We start from the raw sequence: 19,963 nt of genomic DNA, 5'->3' as shown, positions 1-19,963 counted from the left end.
AATACATGAGGATAAAACGATTGGAGCTGAAATTTTCATGGAAAAAGAGACAAATGTACCACAAAATACGATCGTTTGCCGGGAGTGTGGAGAAATCATTGACATCGCTTATGGCTCTGAAGGGGTTAAAGTCTTATACGGAATATGCGAAGGGTGCCGAGCATCGGAAAATAAATGAACTTAAAAAGACAAAGACGCATAACAGCAAGGCTTCTACTTGTTGTATGCGTCTTATTTTTCGATTAAATAAAAAGAAGCTTCTCATATCGTATTTGGAAGTGGAAGATCCTAGCTTTTCCAATATCGATCATATAGGTTTTGCATGTGGGCAGTCATACGTTTCACAGCTTCTGCTGCGTTCCGTTCTTCGAGTGCTTCTATAATCAGTTTATGCTCCTGAAAGTTGACCTCACGATAGTCAGAACGGGTAACGGTTCGATCACGTATAAACCTCCACATTTCCTGCTGCTTCATAGCGTTCGTAATGGAAGACATAAAGGTAATGAATAAATCATTATGTGATGCTTTTGCAATTCCCATATGTAGCTGCTCGTCAGTTGCCGGGACGTATACACCTGAATGTGTTTCTTCTTCCATTTTTTTGATGGTTTGTTTCAGTTCTAAAATATCTTCGTCAGTCGCTCTCAAAGCCGCAAAATGAATAATTAAAGGCTCGATATGCATTCTAGCTTCCACGATATCCTCAGGTGATGCCGATTTCATAGAGATGGACCCTTCATTGTGTATGGTCGTACTCTTAACGAAAACACCTTCTCCTTGACGTGAATAAATAATACCATTCATTTCTAGTGCACTGAGGGCTTGTCTAACAGGTGCGCGGCTGACACCAAATTGTTCGCATAATTCCCTTTCTGAAGGAAGTTTATCTCCTATTTGAAAAGAGCCTAACTGTATTTCAGAAAGGATCTGATTATAAATTTGTATGTATAATTTTTTATTGGAAACAGGATTGAATGTAATAGAAATCACCCCTCTTTATTTGTCATACAAGTATATTAATTATATACTTTTCAGATTTGAAGGGCAAAAAAATATACCGAAACCATTTTTAAAATTAAAAGATAATTCATAAATGGTAAGAGCCTAAACAAATAAAAACAGACCTTATAAGGCCTGTTCTGTTGCAAAATGTTTTCTATTAAAATTCCCTGCTCAATTCGCCTTCTCTTTCTTTAACTTCAAACCGGACCGGTCATGTAGAGCTGAATGGTATCAGTCACATCTTCATTTTCAGATGGTAAGAAGGCAATTAATGAAATTTCGTTTCCTTCTTTATCCTGACCGATGGGGTCATGCAGAGAGACGTCTTTTTTTGTTTTTTTAAGTGCGCGTAAATGCATCAGGATTTCATTATTAAAGTCAAAAGGGGGGTGCAGAATTTAAAAATCGAATTTAACTTTTGCCCCATCATGCAATAATTCAGGTTCGTCATTTAGATAGACATCACTTAAGTGAAGTGTGATTGAATTCAAATCCGAAACATCATCTACCAGTAAAGGAACTACAACCATACCTTCATTTTCGACTTTACCATACAAAGAACCAACACCTGTATCCGTAGTCAAATTAGTCTTATAGACTTCAATTTGTTTCTTTGTATTAGTGGTAATAATATCAACACCAGAAAACAAAACATCTTTATCGGAAGTGTTTTCAGTCGTATAAGTGATTTGTATTCTATGGTATTTATCTTTTTCAAAATTATTATAAGAAAGAAGCTCTTTATCTTGTTCACCTAAATTACTGTATTCAAATACTTTAACATCGTGTATTTTCATCTTAATAGGACTTAAATCTATTTCTTTTTGTTTGTTATTTATCTTTTTCAAAGTTAGTGTTGAACCATTTTTATCTTTATCCCATTGGCCAATTTCGGTTAGAAGTCCTGATGTTGGTTTATCCTCTTTTTGTGCTGATTCTTTTGAAGCCTCTTTGCTCGTTTCTTCTTTTTTTGCTGGATCAGTTGAACTGTTAGTGTTACCGCAAGCAGTTAGAACTGCCATAAAGCATAAGAATAAAATTAGTTTAGCTTTTTTCATTAGTCTGCACCCTTCTATATACACATTTTAGTAATACAGGAAACATTATAATATAAAAAATATTAAATTGATGATTTTCGACAAAATAAGACAAAATAATTCATGACTTATAGCATGGGTTTAAAGTCACGAAACGTTCGGTGGTGAATTCGTATGTAACATTAAAAAGTGCTGATATTTCATTTGTGAAATTATTATAAGTCTGAATAGCTATTATTTTTCTAAACATAAAAGTTGAAATACAAAACTTATATGCAATCCGTTTGTCCTTCATTTTCCACAATTCTCTAAACAGTGGGGTGTAATCAGTTGATTTCCTTCATGTCTAAGTGCATGACCCAAAATTCATCACCAAAATCTTGCCATTGTTCTTGAGGGCTAAGGCGGCAGCTATTATCAAAAGAAATGCAGCGAGACAGTAGCTTAGTGCCGAAATAAAAAACAGACCTAATAAGGTCTGTTTTTGTTAGAAGTTAGGGGAAGTTCATTTTCACTTCCCCTTCTCCCGTTTCCGTTTCTCCTTCTCTGCCCGGTAAAACTCATGAAACATCTTCATCAGCGCCCGCTTCTCAATACGGGATACATAGCTCCGCGATATCCCGAGCTCCTTGGCTATTTCCCGCTGCGTTTTCTCTTTCTTTAAGTCCAAACCGAACCGGCCGACGATGACTTCTTTTTCCCGGCCGTCGAGAATGTCGATATATTCTTTTACTTTTTCAAGCTCCATGTTGAGCTGAATGGTATCAATCACGTCCTCATTTTCTGATTTTAAGACGTCAATTAATGAAATTTCATTTCCTTCTTTATCCTGACCGATGGGGTCATGCAGAGAGACGTCTTTTTTTGTTTTTTTGAGTGCGCGTAAATGCATGAGGATTTCGTTCTCAATACACCGCGCAGCATATGTTGCCAGCTTTGTTCCTTTTCCAGAGGAATAGCTTTCGATGGCTTTAATGAGTCCGATCGTCCCGATGGAGATGAGGTCTTCAGCGTCTTCCCCGGTATTTTCAAATTTCTTGACAATATGGGCGACGAGCCGAAGGTTATGTTCAATCAGCATGTTTCTTGCGTGTTCATCGCCCTCTGCCATAAGGGCTAAGTATTTTTTTTCATCATCTCCCGAAAGGGGTTGTGGAAAGGCATTGTTTTTAACATAGGACACTAAAAACACCAATTCTTTGACCATCAATCCCATCGCTGTAAATACTCCTGCCACGATTTTCACCTCCACCATGTTTAGGCCGCTGCCTATATCCTCAAATGTATGTGAAGGAAGGATTGTCTGTGTCTGTACGATGAAAAAATCATCTTATTTGAAAGAAACGTGCTTCTGTGGGTATGTTTTTGCTGCACATCTCATATGTTTGCGGTTTCTTTGCGGTGCTTGGCGGTCTAGAAGCGTGCTAAAATATGTAATATTAGACCGAAAAGGAAGGGGTTTTTTCGGAACATGGGGAAGGTTCTTTCTTCACATGTCGGTATGAAAATTAATGAATGGTATCGAATGATACGGCAGTTCAGTGTTCCAGATGCGGAAATCTTGAAAGCAGAAGTAGAAGCGGAAATTGAACGTATGGAAGAGGACCAGCATTTACTGATTTATTATCAGCTCATGTGTTTTCGACACCAAATTATGCTCGACTATATACACCCTTCAAAATATCAACCTTTCTCAGTATCTAACCTTGTCGATAAAATCGAAAATTCCAATCATGAGTTATCTGATATGCTGCATTATTACCATGCATTTTTTCGTGGCATGCATGAGTTTAGTCAAAAAGAATATTTGGAGGCCGTCAAATATTATCGCATGGCAGAAAAACAGCTGTCTATGGTATTTGATGATATTGAGCAGGCCGAGTTTCATTTTAAAGTAGCAGAAGCCTACTATATAATGAAACAAACGCATGTCTCCATGCACCATATTTTAAAAGCGCTTGAAATATACGATCAGCATGATGCATATTCCATTCGCATTATTCAGTGTCTCTTTGTCATCTCAGGAAATTATCAAGATTTAAAACGTAAAGATCGAGCACTGCCTCACTTGAAAAAGGCGAAACAACTCGCATCCGAAATTGATCACCCGCGCATTTATAGCTCAGCACTCTATAATTTAGGGAAATGTTACGGGGAGTTAGGTTATCGAGAAGAAGCAGAACGATATTTAACCGAATCGGCTGACCTCGCCAAAAAAGAGCTGCTTCCCACGCTGCCTCATACACTTTATACACTGGCCAAGCTGCTTTTTAGACAAAATGAGCAGACTGAAGCAAGGCGCATATTGGAGGATGGGAAATTGGCCGCAAAGAAGCATGAAGACCAGCTGTTCTGTCATATGTTTGAGTATCTGGATGCTTTATATGTTCAGGAAATCAATGAAGAACAACTGCAAAAAACCATTGATTATTTGGAAAAACTTAGCCTATACTCTTATATAGAGGATATCTCACTAGAAATTGCGACAGCCTTAGAAGCCTCTCAACAATACCAGAAGTCCAACCAGTATTATCAAAAGTTGTTATGGGCTCAAAATCAAATCCAAGAAGGAGAGTGTCTGTATGAATTCTAAGCAACGTTCGACAGTTGAAGAGAGAAACCAAACGTGAGACAAAAAGCGGGCCTGATGGGCCGGCTTTTTTTATGTGAAAAAGAAGCGGAAACGACCACGAAACTTGAATGAATTCATCAGAAAGCGGGCAATTTAATGTGTAATGATGTTCTGTGGAGGCGGTCTGATGAAAGGGTTGCATATCTTGTTATGTATATTGGTAATATGCGCTTTTGTTCCTGATAACATAGAGGCGCGTACATTAAAAAGAATCGACCTAGAAAAAACGGGACGAGCCTTTTGGGACATGAGGGAGGAACGGAAAAAGATTGCGTTAACCTTTGATGATGGGCCTCATCCGGTATACACAAATCAAATACTAGATGTACTGAGAGAGCATGAAGTGAATGCCAGTTTTTTTGTCATCGGGAGCCGTATTCATGCATATCCCCTGCTCGCAGAGCGGATTGTGAGCGAAGGAAATGAGCTTGGCAATCACACGATGAACCATACGTATTTTGACCTTTTGTCATCGAAAGAAATCAAGCAAGAATTAAAAGAATCAGCAGCTCATATCGCTTCTCTCCAGCCTGGCGGACCCTTATTATTTCGTCCCCCGGGCGGGCGCTTGACGATGAAGTCATTCCGCATTCTTTCAAAGCAAGGATACGATGTCGTGATGTGGTCCTTTACGCAAGATCCGAAGGACTGGTCAAGGCCAGGTGCACACAAAATTGCCAGCCGTATTATTGAGAATATTCAGGGCGGTGATATCATCCTTTTACATGATGGCGGAGGAAATCGTAAGCAGACAGTAGAAGCGCTGAAACAAGTCGTACCTGAACTAAAGAAGAGGGGCTATGAGTTTGTGAAAGTGAGCGAACTGCTGCACCATGACAGAGATTATCTGCCGGTTCAATTACAATAAGAAACAGTCATTCATTGAAACCAAAAGTCTTGTCGTTTACTATATGAAGAGGGCTTTTGGAGGTGAATGTTGTGAAGAAATTTGTTTTCCTTTTCATCCTGTTATGTGTTGCTGCTGGGTGCTCAAAACCAGCGCAGGAAAGTGTCATTGCATTTGGTGACAGTAACACAAGAGGATCGAACTGGGATTTTCGAGATTATCCAACATCTGAAAAATGGGTGAATCTCATGAAAAATGTCGAGCGCGGCCAAATCAAGGTACAGAATGCCGGAATTGGCGGGCAGACAACGGAAGATGCGAAGCTTCGCTTTGAGCAGGATATTTTAAAACAAAAACCAACTTACGTCCTCATCATGTTCGGTACAAATGATGCGGCGATTCTAGACGGGAAACATCCCCGTGTGACCAAAAAACGATTTAAAGAAAACTTATCCTACTTCATTTCTGAAAGTAGGAAAGAGGGAATTACCCCGATCCTCATGACGTGCGTGCCTGTGGTGGAAGGAGGCAAAAAGGGCTTGTATTATTACTCTAGATATAAGTCATCTTATTTTGCTGAGAGAGGCGGGGCGAGAGCTTGGCAAAACTCATACAATGACATCACAAGACAAGTAGCTGAAAAACAGCAAGTGCCGCTTGTCGACAATTGGAAAGCGTTCATCCGAGAAGCGGGTGAAGATAGTGACAACGCCTTGATTCAGTCTGGCCTCATTGACCCTTCTGGCAATCATATGACACCTAAAGGGGCAAGAATCATTTATAACGAAATCAAAGAGCGTGATGTCATTAAACATTTTTAAAAGCAGGCCATCTGCCTAAACAAGACGATCCATCCAGCATAGTCTAACAGTATATCTTCTTAGAAGGAGGTAACTGATATGTGGGGATGTCCTTATCCTTACCCTGCGTGTTCACCTTATCCAGCTCAAGGAGCAGGAATCGGTTACGCTTTTCTTGTTGTGTTCCTTGTCGTCATTTTGGTCGTAGGTGGAGGGTTATGGTTTTGGAATGAACAGCCTTGCAAATAAGACACCTCTTCTTTGATCAGAAGGGGTGTTTTTTACGGAAAATAGTAGTAAGCCTATAGCGCAAGTGATATAATATCAGTCACCTGAGTTTAAAAAGGAGAGTGCTCGGGAGGCATGGTTCCTGGATATATGGAATTAAGAGGAAACAGAGAGCATATGCCCGAGCGAACGTCTTTTCATTTCTGTCTCAATTAATTCAATGAAGTCGCGATTTAAGTTCATTTCATTTGCTTTATAATACGATTCTATAAGTAAATCATCTGACAGCTTTTTCATACTAGAAACCCATATGATGGGAAAAACACCTCCCCTGAAAAAGTTGGCATAAAACTTGAGGAAAAGACATATCATCATAGGTTGATCGAATGTCTTTGAAGTACCTTTAATCTACCATGAATGGGAAACAAGAACAATCGTTCTGTTATCCACATGGTTAAGTGGATAACTTGTGGGTAGAGTGTTTATAATTGAATGAAAGCGTGATGAAATATAGGTGGATAATGTGTGTAAAATTATCCACACCTGTTGAAGGTCCTCATCATATGTCGAAAACTTTTTCATTGTATTCGATAGACAGACAAATTGTGATTTGATTCGACACAATCGCTGAAAAACCAATGGAAGAAAGGGTGCAAATTGTGCTAAAGAAGTATTTCTTACCGGATGAATTTGTGAAAAGTATTTTCCACATTTCGCCGCAAAAACTAAAAGAACGAAATGTAAAAGGAATTATTACGGATTTAGATAACACACTAGTAGAATGGGATCGTCCAAGTGCGACCCCGCGTTTAATTGAATGGTTTCAAGAGATGAAAGATCACGGGATACAGGTGACGATTGTATCGAACAATAATGAAAAAAGGGTCAAGCTTTTTTCTGAGCCGGTTCATATCCCGTTTATTTATAAAGCGAGAAAACCGATGGGAAGAGCCTTTAATAAGGCCGTTGCTGATATGCAATTGAAGAAAGAAGATGTGGTTGTCATTGGCGATCAGCTTATGACAGATGTGCTTGGCGGAAACAGGCATGGCTTCCATACCATTTTGGTTGTACCTGTTGCGGCATCGGACGGATTTTTCACGAAGTTTAACAGGCAGATTGAACGCAGAATTTTAGGAGCCTTAAAGCGTAAGGGCCACATTCAGTGGGAGGAAGAGTAATAATGGAAAAGGTTGTTTGTATTGGCTGCGGTGTAGCCATTCAGACGGAAGATAAAGATCAATTAGGATATGCGCCGGCAGCATCTCTATTGAAAGAAGATGTGATCTGTCAGCGCTGTTTTAGGTTAAAGAACTACAATGAAATTCAGGATGTGTCTTTAACAGAAGACGACTTTTTAAATATTTTACACAGCATTGGCGAGACTGATTCTCTGATCGTCAAGGTCGTTGATATTTTTGACTTTAACGGAAGCTGGATTAATGGACTGAGCCGTATTGTTGGTGGTAATCCCATTTTACTTGTCGGCAACAAGGTAGATATTTTACCAAAATCCGTGAAAAAAGACCGTCTTGTTCAATGGATGAAGCGAGAAGCAAAAGAAAATGGGCTCAATCCGATCGATGTGTTTTTAATCAGTGCGAGCAGAGGACAAGGTGTGCCTGAGGTCATGGAGGCAATTGATCATTACCGTGAGGGCAGAAATGTCTATGTTGTCGGCTGTACAAATGTTGGGAAATCAACATTTATTAACCGTATTATCAAAGAGGTGTCTGGAGAAGAGAATGTGATCACCACATCCCAATACCCAGGGACAACACTTGATGCGATTGAAATCCCGCTTGATGACGGGTCTGCTTTATTCGATACACCGGGGATCATCAACCGCCATCAAATGGCGCACTATGTCGGCAAAAATGACTTAAAGATTTTAACGCCGAAAAAAGAATTGAAACCGAGAACGTTCCAGTTAAATGAAGCTCAAACGCTTTACTTTGGCGGACTGGCACGATTTGATTATGTAAAAGGCGGCAGAACATCCTTTGTCTGCTACATGCCAAATGAACTCAACATTCACAGAACGAAGATGGAGAATGCAGATGACTTATATGAAAAGCATGCAGGTGAGCTGCTTTCACCGCCATCAAAAGAGGGCATGGAAGATTTCCCGCCGCTCGTTCCGCACACTTTCACCATAGATCAGCCAAAAATGGACATTGTCTTTTCAGGATTAGGCTGGGTGACTGCGAATGATGCTGGAAAACAAATCAAAGTGTATGCGCCAAAAGGCGTGCACGTGTTTATGAGACGTTCGTTAATTTAAATGTTCAGAGGGGGAGAGACCTTGAAACCTTTATACGGAGTAATCGGTAACCCTGTTGGCCATTCAATGTCTCCGGATATTCATAATGCAGCATTAAAGGATGCTGGAATTGATGGACATTATCATGGCTTTCAAGTAGAAAATGATGACCTGAAAGATGCCATTAACGGTATGAAAGCCTTAGGAATCAGCGGCTTTAACGTCACTGTTCCGCACAAGGTAGACATCATGCAGTACCTTGACAAAATTGATGTGACAGCTGAACGTCTGCGTGCCGTCAATACGGTTCGCCTCGAAAATGGTCAACTCGTTGGGTACAATACAGATGGAGAGGGTTTTCTTCATTCGTTGCTTGAAGCCTTGGATCGGCCGTTATCAGAGCTGTCATTTCTCATGATTGGTGCTGGCGGAGCGGCAAGAGCGATTTATATGACAATTGCTGAGTATGCACCGAAAAGCTTTGACATTACGAATCGTACCATTGAAAAAGCTGAGGCTTTAATTGAAAGTGCCGGTGGGAAAATCACATCTCGTGCCATTGCATTAAATACAGCAGAAGAGCGGCTTGGGGAATATGATGTCATCATCCATACGACCTCGATTGGTATGTATCCGAATGTTGAAGAAACCCCAATTTCTTTAGCGAACGCAAAAAAAACAGCGGTCGTTTGTGATATTGTGTATAATCCAATAGAAACAAAGCTGCTAAGCGAAGCAGCTGGGTTAGGTTTGAAAACGGTCGATGGCGTCGGCATGTTTGTTGGTCAGGCAGTAAGAGCCTTTGAACTGTGGACGGGCATTACACCTGACGCCCGAAAAATGAAGTCAATTGTCATAGAGAAATTAGGAGGAACACCATGTTAAAAGGTAAGCAAAAACGTTTTTTACGTGCGCAAGCACATCATTTATCACCTATTTTTCAAGTTGGAAAAGGCGGGGTAAATGACAATATGGTCAAGCAAATTTCCGAGGCGCTTGAAGCAAGAGAACTTTTGAAAGTCAGCGTATTGCAAAACTGCGACGAGGACAAAACAGAGGTTGCAAAAGCACTTGTAAAAGGTGCAAAAGCTGAACTCGTTCAAACGATCGGAAATGTGATTGTCCTTTATAAGGAATCAAAGGAAAATAAACAAATTAAGCTGCCGTAAAGGTGGATATGATATGAAAAAAATAGGGTTGTTCGGCGGTACGTTTGATCCCCCGCATAATGGGCATTTGCTGATGGCAAGTGAGGTGCGTTTCCAAGTAGGGCTTGATGAAATTTGGTTTATCCCAAATCACAAGCCCCCTCATAAAACGGGCCGAAAACGAGCAGAGAGTCATCACCGCGTAAAAATGGTGGAAAAAGCGATTCAGTCAAATCCTCATTTTCGAGTTGAGCTTATTGAAATGGAGCGGGAGGGCCCATCTTATACAGTAGATACGGTTGAGCTGTTGAAGAAGCGCCATCCTGAAGATGAGTTCTTTTTTATGATTGGAGCGGACATGGTCGAGTATTTGCCGAAATGGCACAGAATCGATGATTTGCTTCAGATGATCACCTTTATTGGGATGAAAAGACCAGGTTATGAAGGAAGTACGGCGTATCCTCTTTTGTTTGCAGATGTTCCGGCTTTTGATGTATCATCGACATTGATTAGGCAGCGAATGAAGCAGGGGAAACCTGTTGATTATTTGATTCCGAAAGCTGTTGAGTGTTATATAAAGGAGCATCATTTATATGAATCGTGAAGAAGCGTTAAACTGTGTCAAACAGCAGTTAACAGAGCATAGATATACACATACAATTGGGGTCATGGAGACGGCCATTTCATTAGCTGAACGTTTTGGTGCAGATGTGAAAAAAGCAGAGGTTGCGGCTATTTTCCACGATTATGCCAAATTTAGACCGAAAGAAGAAATGAAGGGCATCATCCAGCAAGAACAGATGAACCCTCTATTGCTTAAATATTCACCTGAGCTTTGGCATGCCCCAGTTGGTGCCTATTTGGTCAAAAAAGAAGTTGGAATTGACGACCGAGATATTTTAACAGCCATTGAATTCCATACATCCGGCAGACCGAACATGACATTGCTTGAAAAAGTTATTTATGTCGCCGACTATATAGAGCCAGGACGCCATTTTCCTGGTGTAGAGGAAGTAAGAGAGTTAGCAGAGCAGGATTTGGATCTTGCCTTGATTCAATCTTTAAAAAACACCGTCAGCTTTTTAATGAAAAAGAATCAGCCAGTTTTCCCAGATACACTTGCTACTTATAACTCACTTGTGCAAAAGAACAACTAAGGAGGAATTTTGATGGATGCATCATCAATTTTAAACATCGCAGCTGGAGCGTGCGATGATAAACGGGCAGAGGATATTATTGCCCTGAATATGCAAGGGATCTCACTTGTTGCAGATTATTTTCTCATTTGTCACGGGAATTCTGACAAACAAGTACAGGCCATTGCAAGAGAAGTGAAACACCTTGCAGAAGAAGGCGGCATCGAAGTTAAAAAGATGGAGGGCTTTGACGAAGCAAGATGGGTCTTGATTGATCTAGGAGATGTCATTGCTCATGTGTTCCACAAAGAGGAAAGAGGATACTATAACTTAGAGAAGCTTTGGGGAGATGCGCCGAGAGAAACGCTTTCGCTTGGCATTAACTCATGATTTATCAAGGGTTTGCAGGTGTGTATGATGAGCTCATGACACATGCCCCTTATGATGAATGGGTTCAGTGGATACAGCGGTATATCAAGCCAAATAGTGCGATTATCGATGTAGGTTGTGGAACTGGAGAGATCTCTCTTCGGTTAGCTGCAAAAGGCCACATGGTCACAGGAATTGACCTAAGTGAAGAGATGCTGGCATTTGCGCAGCAAAAAGCACAGGCTCATAAGCAGTCTATTCAATTTTTACATCAAGATATGAGAGAGCTCGAGGGGTTTGAACAAACTTTTCAAGCAGCGGTTATTTGCTGTGATTCTTTGAATTATCTAAAAAACGAAAATGACGTCAAAAAAACCTTTAAAAACATGTTTCAGCTTTTAGAGGCAGGTGGGGTTTTATTGTTTGATGTTCATACCCCTTATAAAATGGAAGAGGTATTTCCTGGCTCTACTTATGCCGATCAAGATGAAGAGATCAGCTATATTTGGCAGAGTGATCAAGGAGATCATCCATATTCGGTCATTCATGATTTAAGCTTTTTTGTAAAAGACGGAGACGTGTATGAGCGTTATGATGAAACGCACGAACAGCGTACATTTCCTTTTGAGACATATGCAGCGTTCCTTGAGTCCGCTGGCTTTGAACAGATTGAAGTGACCGCTGATTTTACAAATGAAGCACCTCAAGAATGTGCAGAAAGATATTTTATTTCAGCGAAGAAACCAAAAACCATCGTTTAATGGAACGATGGTTTTTTAAAACCCTTTTTTCGCTTGTTGCGAACATGTTTAATTTCTGAGATCATCAGTAAACACACTCGGCGGGTATTGATGCGCAACCGCTTCTACATCCTCATCGAACTTGTCATGAGTGTTCTGGAAAAGCTGATGGAACATATCTTGAACACCTGCTTCAAGTGCTTTAATACCCTCGCCGGTGACGCCGCCTTTTACACACACCTTCTCTTGCAGTGTAGGCAGGGTATACACCCTTTTTTCAATCAAACGGCCAAGTCCTACAAGCATATCTTCTGATAAGGTGGTGGCTTCTTCTTTTGAAATATCCGTTTCTTCAACAGCGGCTTCAATCATTTTCTGAACAAGAAAGCTAATAAAGGCAGGACCGCAGCTGACAATATCTGAGGCTGCCCGTGTGATTGAATGATGAATTTCGATTGGTGTTGAAATGCGGCAAGCGAGTTGTCTGAGCGCTGCTTTTGTCGTGACATTGCATGATGAACCAAATGTTAAAAGAGAGGCGCCTGATAACGCGCGGTTGGTGATGCTTGGGATCAGTCTGGCTGTTTGACAAGGAACAATGTCTTGAAGCTGTTCAGGATGAACCGGACTTGTAATGATGACAATGGTTTGCTGTTCTTTTAAAAGTGGGCTCAGTTCTTTTAAAAGCGGATAAATATCAAGTGGTTTGACACAAACAAAGATGAAATCTTTATCTGTTACAGCTCCTGAAAGCTGTTTCGTCACTTCGACCTCTGGGTGATTCTTTTTTATATTGAACGCTTTTTCGATGGTCCGATTTGTAATGGTGATGGATGAGGGATTGACTGCTTTTGATTCAATAAATGCCTCAGTAAGTATGGTACCCATGTTTCCTGTACCGATTAACCCTATATTCAAACGTTCTCCCTCCTTAGACGCATAGGATCTGTTATCTTCTAAACAGTATGTGAAGCAGCGTGAAAATATGATTGAAAGAAGCGTGAACAAGTGAAGCAGCTCATTTCGTTGAAAAAATACAGTCTTTATCTGATAGCGGGAATCATTATCCTCGTCATCATCTGTTTCTTCTTTTTAGCAGGAAAAGAGAAAGGCAGCGCCGAGCCAGGTGTATTGAAAGAACAACATGAAACGCAAGTCACATTAGAAGAAAAACAAGAGAGTGCAGAAAAAGAGCCAACATCCATCGTAGTAGAGGTCAAAGGAGCTGTACGGAAGCCGGGCGTTTATGCATTTATGGCTGAGGACAGAGTTGAAGAAGCCATTAAAAGAGCAGGTGGTTTTACGAGCAAGGCAGATACAGTTGACATCAATCAAGCAGCAAAATTAGAGGATAGTATGATGATTTATGTACGAAAGAAGGGGGAGGCTGACAAGCAGGGACAAACAGCAGCGGCTGATACGCCGCCGGGAAATGAAAAGAGTCAAGGGGTGAATGTCAATCAAGCTGATGCAGCGGAATTGCAGACCATTAACGGAATAGGTCCAGCCAAAGCGGAAGCCATCATTGCGTATAGAGAAGAACATGGAGAATTTCAGCAAATTGAAGATTTACGGAATATTTCGGGTTTTGGAGAGAAGACCATTGAACGGCTGAAAAATCAACTGACGGTCAAGTAGAATTGACGGTATAGAAGAAAGGCATGTACACTTAATACCAACCATCATTCTGGAGGGATCAGCTCGTGGAGAGAATTTCATGGAATCAATATTTTATGGCTCAAAGCCATTTGCTTGCCTTGCGAAGCACCTGTGAGCGGCTAGCTGTTGGGGCAACGATCGTAAGAGACAAGCGCATCATCGCAGGTGGATATAATGGATCCATTGCCGGTGACGTGCATTGTGCAGATGTAGGATGCTATGTGATAGATCATCACTGCGTTCGTACAATCCATGCGGAGATGAACGCTATTTTACAATGTGCCAAATTTGGTGCACCAACGGCTGATGCTGAAATATATGTGACGCATTTTCCTTGTTTGCAGTGCTGTAAAGCGATTATTCAAGCAGGTATTCGAACAGTGTATTATGCGAAGGATTATAAAAATCATCCATATGCTGTTGATTTATTCGAACAAGCCGGAGTTCAAACAGAACAGGTTGAACTAGATGAGATGATTATTGACTTAAAAAACCAAGAAAAATTAGCCTTTGTTGCGGATTTAATAGGCAAACTAAGTGAATCAGGACGTAGCGAAACAGAAATTCGTCAAATGCATGAAAAGGCGAATCAATTATTTACTTCCTATGTTTAAGTATTTGCCGTTCGGGGCGATTTCAGCAGCTGCTGGAATTGCTCTGGCCGCATATCATCTTCATTTGTATTTTCTCCTTTTTCTTCTTGTATTTCTTCTTTTCAGTCTGCTGAAAAAAACACCCCAGCTCTTTTTAATGGTCAGTTTGTGTGGAACGATCTATATGCTCATTTTTATGGTGCATCAGTTTTTTGAAACGGATCATCCCATACAAGAAAAAGTATTTTCTCATTCGGTTGTGATTGAAACGATTCCGAAAATAGATGGCAATCGCTTTTCAGCGACTGTTTCATCAGAGAATCGTCGACTAGCGGCATTTTATACGATTCAAACGGAGCGTGAAAAAGAAGCGTTAAAAGATGTTGAGCCAGGTATGAGCTGTCATATGACAGGTGAGGTTCGGTTACCTAAACATGCTACCATACCGAACGGGTTTCAATATGATCAATTTCTAAAAACAAAAGGTATTGATGCTATTTTCTTAACGCAGTCTATGAAAAGCTGCACGAAACATGACATTCCTTCACATGACCTTTCATCTATTAGGCAGAAGGGGCTGAAATTTCTAGAAGATCATGTCCCGAAGAGTTCTGTTGGGATTGTGCAGGCACTTGTTTTTGGCGATCGTGATTTAATAGACCCTGATACATTAAGAGATTATCAAATGCTTGGCATCATTCATTTATTAGCCATTTCAGGACTTCATGTTCAAACATTGCTCGCTTGTCTATTTTGGTGTCTACTCCGCGCTGGCGTGACAAGAGAGACAGCGCGTATTCTTTTATTATCCTTTTTGCCGGTTTATGCTTGTTTAACAGGTGCTGCACCGTCTGTGTTAAGAGCCTGTCTCATGGCTGGAATTTATTTAGTCATCACAAGCCTGCCAAAAGAAATGAAACAGCCTTCTGCGGTCGTGTTAAGTGCAGCGTTCTTGCTTTTATTAGCCATTCAACCACTTTATATATTTGATGTCGGTTTTCAACTGTCATTTGTGGTGACCTTATTTATTTTGCTATCCACTAGTATTTTATCAAAAGCAAAAAGTTCGGTGATGCAGTTATTCCTCATTTCCTTGATTGCACAGCTTGCTTCGCTTCCTGTTCTTTTATATTATTTTCAGCAATTTTCCTTGCTGAGTGTTCCTTTAAATATGATGTTTGTTCCTTTTTATACAATGGTTGTCCTGCCCCTGTCCTTATTCTTTTTTCTTTTATCTATCATTTATCTTCCGCTTGGACAAACACTGTTTCAGCTGCTTGATTGGGTGATCCAGTTTAGTCATCAATTGTCAGCACATATGGCTGCTTACGATAGTCTTACTCTCATTTTTATGAAATCGACATGGTGGCATGTTCTCCTAGAGGTTTCCTCCATTGTTTTTCTATTCATTGTGATGGAATGTAAAACTTCTATCAAATCTTATCTTGTGCCTATTTTGATTCTCGTTTGTGTGCTGGCTGTACACTATTTCACGCCGAATTTTCTTCAAAAAGGAGAGGTCACAATGTTAGATGTAGGACAAGGGGATAGTTTGTTTATTCAGCTACCTTATCGAACTGGGCATATATTAGTCGATACAGGAGGCAGACTTTCTTTTGAAGAAGAGCCATGGAAAAAAAGACGTAAAGTATCTACAATTGGGGATCAAACGCTTATTCCATTTCTGCATTCTAAAGGCATAGCAAAACTTGATGTCCTCATCCTTACCCATGCAGATCAAGATCATATGGGAGAAGCGATGCGGTTAATAAAGCGAAATAAAGTCAAACGCCTTGCAATCCCAAAAGGCTTTGCTCGAAATCCAGAGGATGCGCAGCTTTTAAAGGAAGCGGCTGATCAAAGGATTCCTGTAGATGAGTTAGAAAGAGGGGATCAGTTGAGAATTGGAGGACAAAAATTTGACGTTCTGCATCCTGCACGTGACCAGGTGACGAGTAAAAATAATGATTCACTGGTCCTCACCTTTATGCTTGGCGGCAAGCGTTTTATGCTGACTGGGGATCTTGAACAAGAAGGGGAACGAGACATCATTCAAGCTTACCCCAAGCTACGAGCGGATGTCTTGAAGGTTGGACATCACGGGAGTAAAGGATCAACAAGTGAAGAATGGCTTCAGCATTTGAACCCGTCATATGCACTGATTTCAGCAGGTGAACGAAATCGGTATCACCATCCTCATCAAGAAGTTTTGAAAAAATTAAATGAGCATCAAACAAAGGTGTATCGTACAGATATCGATGGAAGTGTGACCTATGAATTTCTTGAAGAGGATGGAACATTTTACGCTCATCCTCCATATGATATCTTACAAAATCAATAAAAAAACTGCCAAAACGGCAGTCATCTTGCATTCATGTAGTTAAGATCCAACGAGGTGTATCACTGTTGCCAAAATAAACATTGAGGCGAAAAATCCGAATGTGACGATAAAACCAACAGCTGAGTCGGTCACATCATTCCGCTTGCTTTGAACATTCTTTTCAAATTCATTCATTTTCATCCCTCCTGGCTATTTTTAGTATACTTGAACTCATTTGGAATTGCTAGAAGGTAAAGTAACCGTTTTCCATTTTCATGATCATTTTGTGAATATCGTCTGACTGTAAGCTGACCCGGGAGCTTACGTGAGACGTTTACTATAAATGAGGAGGCGGCACTTTCAGCTTCCTCTTTACTAATGTCTCTACACGCTTTAGGATAGAGGAGGAAGTGAAAGAGAGGGATTTAAGCGAATGGTCTTTGAAGTATGGAACAATTTAAAAAAAGGGGATATCCATCCCGTTTATTGCTTATATGGAAAAGAAACGTATTTACTTCAAGAGACAGCTGCAAAATTGAGACAAGCTGTCGTCGACGAAGAAACAAAGGATTTTAATTACTCTGTCTTCGATATGGAAGAGGTGCCGCTTGAGCAGGCTGTGACGGACGCAGAAACATTTCCGTTTATGGGAGAGCGGCGTCTCGTTGTGATCAAGAACCCTTATTTCCTCACTGCAGAAAAGAAAAAAGAAAAGATCGAGCATCAGCTTTCTGTGTTAGAAGCTTATTTAGAAAAGCCAGCACCCTACACGATTCTCGTGTTATTAGCACCATATGAAAAACTGGACGAACGTAAGAAAATCACCAAATTGTTAAAAAAGAAAGCGGCTGTGGTTGAGGCGAAAGAGTTAAATCCGAAAGAAACAACAGATTTCACCATTACATTAGTGAAAACAGAAGGAAAAACAATCTCGGCTGAAGCGGCAGAACAGCTTGTCATGTTATGTGGCGGGAGCCTGTCCTCACTTTTTCAAGAGGTTCGAAAGCTAAGTACATATATTGGGCAGCGAGAGGAAATTGAGCTGGCGGATGTCAATCAGCTCGTTGCACGAAGTTTGGAGCAGAATATTTTCGAACTGATTAACCAAATCGTGAACAGGCGCCGGTCTGAAGCGATGCAAATGTTTTATGATCTCCTAAAGCAAAATGAGGAACCCATTAAAATATTGGCACTCATTTCAAATCAATTTCGGTTGATATTGCAGACAAAGTACTTTGCTCAACAGGGATATGGGCAAAAACAAATTGCGTCAAACCTGAAAGTCCACCCATTTCGGGTCAAACTCGCGATGGATCAGGCAAGACTGTTTTCAGAAGAAGAGCTAAAGTACATCGTCAAAGAGCTCTCCACGATTGATTATGAAATGAAAACGGGTAAAAAGGACAAGCAGCTATTATTAGAATTGTTCCTGCTTCGGTTATTAGGGGCTTGAACATAAAAAAACGACCTTCTCAAAAGAGGGTCGTTTTTGTTTAGATGTATAATTGCCAGTCTGTCCTTATGGCTGAGCCGTTCAGGACGGACGTACAGTTAAACAGGTGCCTCATCACTGAGGCGTTGCAAACATTATGCAGAAAGTCCGTTTACTTGTTTCGCAAGTCTTGATTTGTAACGCGCAGCTGCGTTTTTGTGTACAAGACCAGTTTTAACGGCTTTGTCAATGCGTTTTGCAGCAGAAGAAAGAGCAGCTTTTGCTTGCTCAGCATCGTTGTTAGCTACAGAAACTTCAACTTGTTTAATCGCAGTACGCATCGCAGACTTGATTGTTGCGTTGTGTGCACGGCGTTCGTTATTCGTTTTTGTACGTTTGATCGCTGATTTAATATTTGGCATGTGTTTCACCTCCTAAGATACAACCTAAACACAATTGTCTTAAGGTTAAATCTTCACAATAGAACAAATTGTATTCTATCAAACACACCTTTAGAATGCAATATAAATGTAAAGTATTTTTCATTGATGAAGCGCTCGAATGTTTCTTGAAAGAGATGGAAAGACTACTGTTAATTACTTGATGGAAGGAGCCTTTTCATGAAGAAACAGAAACTCGATTTAAGCGCTTATCAAATCCGGACCGATTTGGCCGTTGAAACAAAAGAGATACTAGAACAAGAGAACGATCCGAATGTGGTCAAAAAGGACGGTATTCAAGGAATTGTTGAGAAGGAGAAGGAAGAGCACGGCATCCGCATCCGCACTGTGGAGATTACGACAGAAGGAGAAGAGTTGACCGGAAAAAAGGCAGGGACATACTTGACGCTTGAGGCGCAAGGAATTCGGGAGAAAGACTCTGAGATGCAAGAAAAAGTGGTTGAAGTTTTTGCTCATCATTTTGCTCAGTTTTTAAAAGATCACGGCATTCAGGCAGATGCGAGCTGTCTTGTCGTAGGACTCGGAAACTGGAATGTCACGCCGGATGCTTTAGGGCCGCTCACAGTTGAAAATTTGCTGGTGACACGCCACTTATTTGAATTACAGCCTGAGAATGTGCAGGAAGGCTATCGCCCGGTGTCTTCACTATCGCCTGGAGTCATGGGACTGACTGGTATAGAAACAAGTGACATTATACAAGGTGTCATTGAACGATCTAAACCAGATTTTGTGATCGCCATCGATGCACTGGCTGCACGTGCAGTAGAACGGGTGAATACAACGATTCAAATTTCTGATACAGGTATACATCCAGGATCGGGTGTCGGAAATAAACGAAAAGAATTAAGCAAAGAGACCTTGGGGATTCCAGTCATTGCCATTGGTGTACCGACAGTGGTCGATGCAGTGACGATCGCAAGTGACACGATTGATTACGTGTTAAAGCATTTTGGTAGAGAACTGAAAGATGATAGACCTTCCCGATCTTTAGTACCAGCGGGTCTGACATTTGGGAAGAAAAAAGTGCTGAATGAAGAAGATTTGCCAGATGATGAAACGCGTCAATCCTTTTTAGGAATCGTCGGAACGCTTCCTGAAGAAGAAAAAAGACAGTTGATCCATGAAGTGCTTGCGCCGCTTGGACAAAATCTAATGGTCACACCGAAGGAAGTGGATACATTCATTGATGACATGGCGAACGTACTCGCCAATGGGTTAAATACAGCACTTCATCAAAAAATCTCTCAAGACAACATGGGTTCCTATAATCATTAATCAGTTCTACTTTCTCTAGCT

25 protein-coding genes and 1 pseudogene are annotated in these 19,963 nt (G+C 40.8%); 18 read left to right on the top strand and 8 right to left on the bottom strand.

Translation table 11 applies throughout. The features are described 5' to 3' along the window. Positions 1 to 37 precede the first annotated feature (37 nt). Positions 38 to 178: a GapA-binding peptide SR1P gene (locus tag NST15_RS11960; protein ID WP_017358037.1), complete on the top strand. Its 141-nt coding sequence runs from the start codon at positions 38 to 40 to the stop codon at positions 176 to 178. A 110-nt stretch (positions 179 to 288) separates the two neighbouring features. Here NST15_RS11960 and NST15_RS11955 read toward each other — a convergent pair whose 3' ends face one another. The 4 genes and pseudogenes from NST15_RS11955 to sigK form a co-directional block, all read right to left on the bottom strand. After that, positions 289 to 990: a FadR/GntR family transcriptional regulator gene (locus NST15_RS11955; RefSeq protein ID WP_008342522.1), complete on the bottom strand. Its 702-nt coding sequence runs from the start codon at positions 988 to 990 to the stop codon at positions 289 to 291. A 131-nt stretch (positions 991 to 1,121) separates the two neighbouring features. Further along, positions 1,122 to 1,373 (bottom strand): annotated as a pseudogene (locus NST15_RS11950) (hypothetical protein); the annotation flags it as partial. A gap of 27 nt (positions 1,374 to 1,400) precedes the next feature. Continuing rightward, positions 1,401 to 2,060, bottom strand: a complete 660-nt coding sequence (locus NST15_RS11945) for a hypothetical protein (protein ID WP_017358036.1) — start codon at positions 2,058 to 2,060, stop codon at positions 1,401 to 1,403. Positions 2,061 to 2,550: 490 nt separating this feature from the next. Further along, positions 2,551 to 3,279, bottom strand: a complete 729-nt coding sequence (gene sigK, locus NST15_RS11940; RefSeq protein ID WP_058014952.1) for an RNA polymerase sporulation sigma factor SigK — start codon at positions 3,277 to 3,279, stop codon at positions 2,551 to 2,553. 231 nt (positions 3,280 to 3,510) lie between these two features. On the opposite strand from sigK, the gene NST15_RS11935 reads away from it, so the two are divergent. From NST15_RS11935 to NST15_RS11920, 4 genes are all read left to right on the top strand, one after another. Continuing rightward, positions 3,511 to 4,632, top strand: a complete 1,122-nt coding sequence (locus NST15_RS11935) for a tetratricopeptide repeat protein (RefSeq protein ID WP_060781208.1) — start codon at positions 3,511 to 3,513, stop codon at positions 4,630 to 4,632. A gap of 166 nt (positions 4,633 to 4,798) precedes the next feature. Then, positions 4,799 to 5,539: a polysaccharide deacetylase family protein gene (locus NST15_RS11930; protein WP_327878407.1), complete on the top strand. Its 741-nt coding sequence runs from the start codon at positions 4,799 to 4,801 to the stop codon at positions 5,537 to 5,539. 71 nt (positions 5,540 to 5,610) lie between these two features. Continuing rightward, complete coding sequence (locus tag NST15_RS11925; RefSeq protein WP_188092722.1) at positions 5,611 to 6,339, top strand: GDSL-type esterase/lipase family protein; 729 nt, start codon at positions 5,611 to 5,613, stop codon at positions 6,337 to 6,339. A gap of 78 nt (positions 6,340 to 6,417) precedes the next feature. Beyond that, positions 6,418 to 6,567 (top strand): hypothetical protein, encoded by a 150-nt coding sequence (locus tag NST15_RS11920; RefSeq protein ID WP_003217499.1) that lies wholly within the window; start codon positions 6,418 to 6,420, stop codon positions 6,565 to 6,567. Between the two features lie 135 nt (positions 6,568 to 6,702). On the opposite strand, the gene NST15_RS11915 is transcribed toward NST15_RS11920, so the two are convergent. Further along, positions 6,703 to 6,843 (bottom strand): sporulation histidine kinase inhibitor Sda, encoded by a 141-nt coding sequence (locus NST15_RS11915; protein ID WP_003217327.1) that lies wholly within the window; start codon positions 6,841 to 6,843, stop codon positions 6,703 to 6,705. Between the two features lie 362 nt (positions 6,844 to 7,205). On the opposite strand from NST15_RS11915, the gene NST15_RS11910 reads away from it, so the two are divergent. The 8 genes from NST15_RS11910 to NST15_RS11875 are packed head-to-tail and all read left to right on the top strand — an operon-like array spanning position 7,206 to position 12,223. Then, positions 7,206 to 7,727, top strand: coding sequence for a YqeG family HAD IIIA-type phosphatase (locus NST15_RS11910; protein WP_008356191.1), 522 nt, complete (start codon positions 7,206 to 7,208; stop codon positions 7,725 to 7,727). 2 nt (positions 7,728 to 7,729) lie between these two features. Then, the gene (gene yqeH / locus NST15_RS11905; protein WP_007501357.1) at positions 7,730 to 8,830 is read left to right on the top strand and encodes a ribosome biogenesis GTPase YqeH; all 1,101 of its coding nucleotides are present in this window, start codon (positions 7,730 to 7,732) and stop codon (positions 8,828 to 8,830) included. 21 nt (positions 8,831 to 8,851) lie between these two features. Then, entirely contained in the window at positions 8,852 to 9,694 is an 843-nt protein-coding gene (aroE, locus tag NST15_RS11900; protein WP_035702719.1) for a shikimate dehydrogenase, read from the top strand. Continuing rightward, a complete protein-coding gene (gene yhbY, locus NST15_RS11895) occupies positions 9,688 to 9,978 on the top strand; it encodes a ribosome assembly RNA-binding protein YhbY (protein ID WP_008342507.1) in 291 nt (96 codons plus the stop codon). The genes aroE and yhbY overlap by 7 nt, the downstream gene beginning before the upstream one ends. A 13-nt stretch (positions 9,979 to 9,991) precedes the next feature. Next, positions 9,992 to 10,561, top strand: coding sequence for a nicotinate-nucleotide adenylyltransferase (locus NST15_RS11890; protein ID WP_045034392.1), 570 nt, complete (start codon positions 9,992 to 9,994; stop codon positions 10,559 to 10,561). Then, complete coding sequence (gene yqeK, locus NST15_RS11885) at positions 10,551 to 11,114, top strand: bis(5'-nucleosyl)-tetraphosphatase (symmetrical) YqeK (protein WP_035702721.1); 564 nt, start codon at positions 10,551 to 10,553, stop codon at positions 11,112 to 11,114. Before NST15_RS11890 ends, yqeK begins: the two co-directional genes overlap by 11 nt. Positions 11,115 to 11,126: 12 nt before the next feature. Next, a complete protein-coding gene (gene rsfS / locus NST15_RS11880; protein ID WP_008342502.1) occupies positions 11,127 to 11,483 on the top strand; it encodes a ribosome silencing factor in 357 nt (118 codons plus the stop codon). Beyond that, the gene (locus tag NST15_RS11875) at positions 11,480 to 12,223 is read left to right on the top strand and encodes a class I SAM-dependent methyltransferase (protein WP_035702726.1); all 744 of its coding nucleotides are present in this window, start codon (positions 11,480 to 11,482) and stop codon (positions 12,221 to 12,223) included. Before rsfS ends, NST15_RS11875 begins: the two co-directional genes overlap by 4 nt. A gap of 48 nt (positions 12,224 to 12,271) precedes the next feature. On the opposite strand, the gene comER is transcribed toward NST15_RS11875, so the two are convergent. Further along, a complete protein-coding gene (comER, locus tag NST15_RS11870; protein WP_039964044.1) occupies positions 12,272 to 13,120 on the bottom strand; it encodes a late competence protein ComER in 849 nt (282 codons plus the stop codon). 90 nt (positions 13,121 to 13,210) lie between these two features. On the opposite strand from comER, the gene NST15_RS11865 reads away from it, so the two are divergent. The 3 genes from NST15_RS11865 (at position 13,211) to NST15_RS11855 (ending at position 16,795) form a co-directional block, all read left to right on the top strand. Next, positions 13,211 to 13,840 (top strand): helix-hairpin-helix domain-containing protein, encoded by a 630-nt coding sequence (locus tag NST15_RS11865; RefSeq protein WP_342498548.1) that lies wholly within the window; start codon positions 13,211 to 13,213, stop codon positions 13,838 to 13,840. A gap of 65 nt (positions 13,841 to 13,905) precedes the next feature. Beyond that, the gene (locus NST15_RS11860; RefSeq protein ID WP_008342495.1) at positions 13,906 to 14,475 is read left to right on the top strand and encodes a ComE operon protein 2; all 570 of its coding nucleotides are present in this window, start codon (positions 13,906 to 13,908) and stop codon (positions 14,473 to 14,475) included. After that, on the top strand, positions 14,468 to 16,795 hold the full coding sequence (locus NST15_RS11855) for a DNA internalization-related competence protein ComEC/Rec2 (RefSeq protein ID WP_342499056.1): 2,328 nt from the start codon (positions 14,468 to 14,470) through the stop codon (positions 16,793 to 16,795). The genes NST15_RS11860 and NST15_RS11855 overlap by 8 nt, the downstream gene beginning before the upstream one ends. 39 nt (positions 16,796 to 16,834) lie before the next feature. On the opposite strand, the gene NST15_RS11850 is transcribed toward NST15_RS11855, so the two are convergent. After that, positions 16,835 to 16,969, bottom strand: coding sequence for a YqzM family protein (locus NST15_RS11850; protein WP_008342491.1), 135 nt, complete (start codon positions 16,967 to 16,969; stop codon positions 16,835 to 16,837). Between the two features lie 238 nt (positions 16,970 to 17,207). On the opposite strand from NST15_RS11850, the gene holA reads away from it, so the two are divergent. Next, on the top strand, positions 17,208 to 18,227 hold the full coding sequence (holA, locus tag NST15_RS11845; protein ID WP_017358025.1) for a DNA polymerase III subunit delta: 1,020 nt from the start codon (positions 17,208 to 17,210) through the stop codon (positions 18,225 to 18,227). 134 nt (positions 18,228 to 18,361) lie between these two features. Here holA and rpsT read toward each other — a convergent pair whose 3' ends face one another. Further along, positions 18,362 to 18,628, bottom strand: a complete 267-nt coding sequence (rpsT, locus tag NST15_RS11840) for a 30S ribosomal protein S20 (RefSeq protein WP_008342485.1) — start codon at positions 18,626 to 18,628, stop codon at positions 18,362 to 18,364. A 198-nt stretch (positions 18,629 to 18,826) separates the two neighbouring features. Between rpsT and gpr the strand changes: the two genes are divergently transcribed. Then, the gene (gene gpr / locus NST15_RS11835) at positions 18,827 to 19,942 is read left to right on the top strand and encodes a GPR endopeptidase (protein ID WP_008342483.1); all 1,116 of its coding nucleotides are present in this window, start codon (positions 18,827 to 18,829) and stop codon (positions 19,940 to 19,942) included. Positions 19,943 to 19,963 lie beyond the last annotated feature (21 nt).

It is taken from the genome of Bacillus sp. FSL R5-0820 (assembly GCF_038593385.1).
Classification (GTDB): Bacteria; Bacillota; Bacilli; order Bacillales; family Bacillaceae; genus Bacillus; species Bacillus altitudinis.
The sequence above is the reverse complement of the archived record's forward strand: the minus strand, read 5'-3'. Positions and strand labels throughout refer to the sequence as shown.

Bases quoted from the DNA above. Each gene is read 5' to 3' on its own strand.
- gpr (WP_008342483.1), top strand. From the start codon at position 18,827: ATGAAGAAACAGAAACTCGATTTAAGCGCTTATCAAATCCGGACCGAT.
- rsfS (WP_008342502.1), top strand. From the start codon at position 11,127: ATGGATGCATCATCAATTTTAAACATCGCAGCTGGAGCGTGCGATGAT.
- NST15_RS11890 (WP_045034392.1), top strand. From the start codon at position 9,992: ATGAAAAAAATAGGGTTGTTCGGCGGTACGTTTGATCCCCCGCATAAT.
- NST15_RS11855 (WP_342499056.1), top strand. From the start codon at position 14,468: ATGTTTAAGTATTTGCCGTTCGGGGCGATTTCAGCAGCTGCTGGAATT.
- yhbY (WP_008342507.1), top strand. From the start codon at position 9,688: ATGTTAAAAGGTAAGCAAAAACGTTTTTTACGTGCGCAAGCACATCAT.
- NST15_RS11930 (WP_327878407.1), top strand. From the start codon at position 4,799: ATGAAAGGGTTGCATATCTTGTTATGTATATTGGTAATATGCGCTTTT.
- NST15_RS11850 (WP_008342491.1), bottom strand. From the start codon at position 16,969: ATGAATGAATTTGAAAAGAATGTTCAAAGCAAGCGGAATGATGTGACC.
- yqeK (WP_035702721.1), top strand. From the start codon at position 10,551: ATGAATCGTGAAGAAGCGTTAAACTGTGTCAAACAGCAGTTAACAGAG.
- rpsT (WP_008342485.1), bottom strand. From the start codon at position 18,628: ATGCCAAATATTAAATCAGCGATCAAACGTACAAAAACGAATAACGAA.
- yqeH (WP_007501357.1), top strand. From the start codon at position 7,730: ATGGAAAAGGTTGTTTGTATTGGCTGCGGTGTAGCCATTCAGACGGAA.
- NST15_RS11915 (WP_003217327.1), bottom strand. From the start codon at position 6,843: ATGAAAAAGCTGTCAGATGATTTACTTATAGAATCGTATTATAAAGCA.
- NST15_RS11920 (WP_003217499.1), top strand. From the start codon at position 6,418: ATGTGGGGATGTCCTTATCCTTACCCTGCGTGTTCACCTTATCCAGCT.
- NST15_RS11960 (WP_017358037.1), top strand. From the start codon at position 38: ATGGAAAAAGAGACAAATGTACCACAAAATACGATCGTTTGCCGGGAG.
- NST15_RS11945 (WP_017358036.1), bottom strand. From the start codon at position 2,060: ATGAAAAAAGCTAAACTAATTTTATTCTTATGCTTTATGGCAGTTCTA.
- NST15_RS11935 (WP_060781208.1), top strand. From the start codon at position 3,511: ATGGGGAAGGTTCTTTCTTCACATGTCGGTATGAAAATTAATGAATGG.
- holA (WP_017358025.1), top strand. From the start codon at position 17,208: ATGGTCTTTGAAGTATGGAACAATTTAAAAAAAGGGGATATCCATCCC.
- NST15_RS11875 (WP_035702726.1), top strand. From the start codon at position 11,480: ATGATTTATCAAGGGTTTGCAGGTGTGTATGATGAGCTCATGACACAT.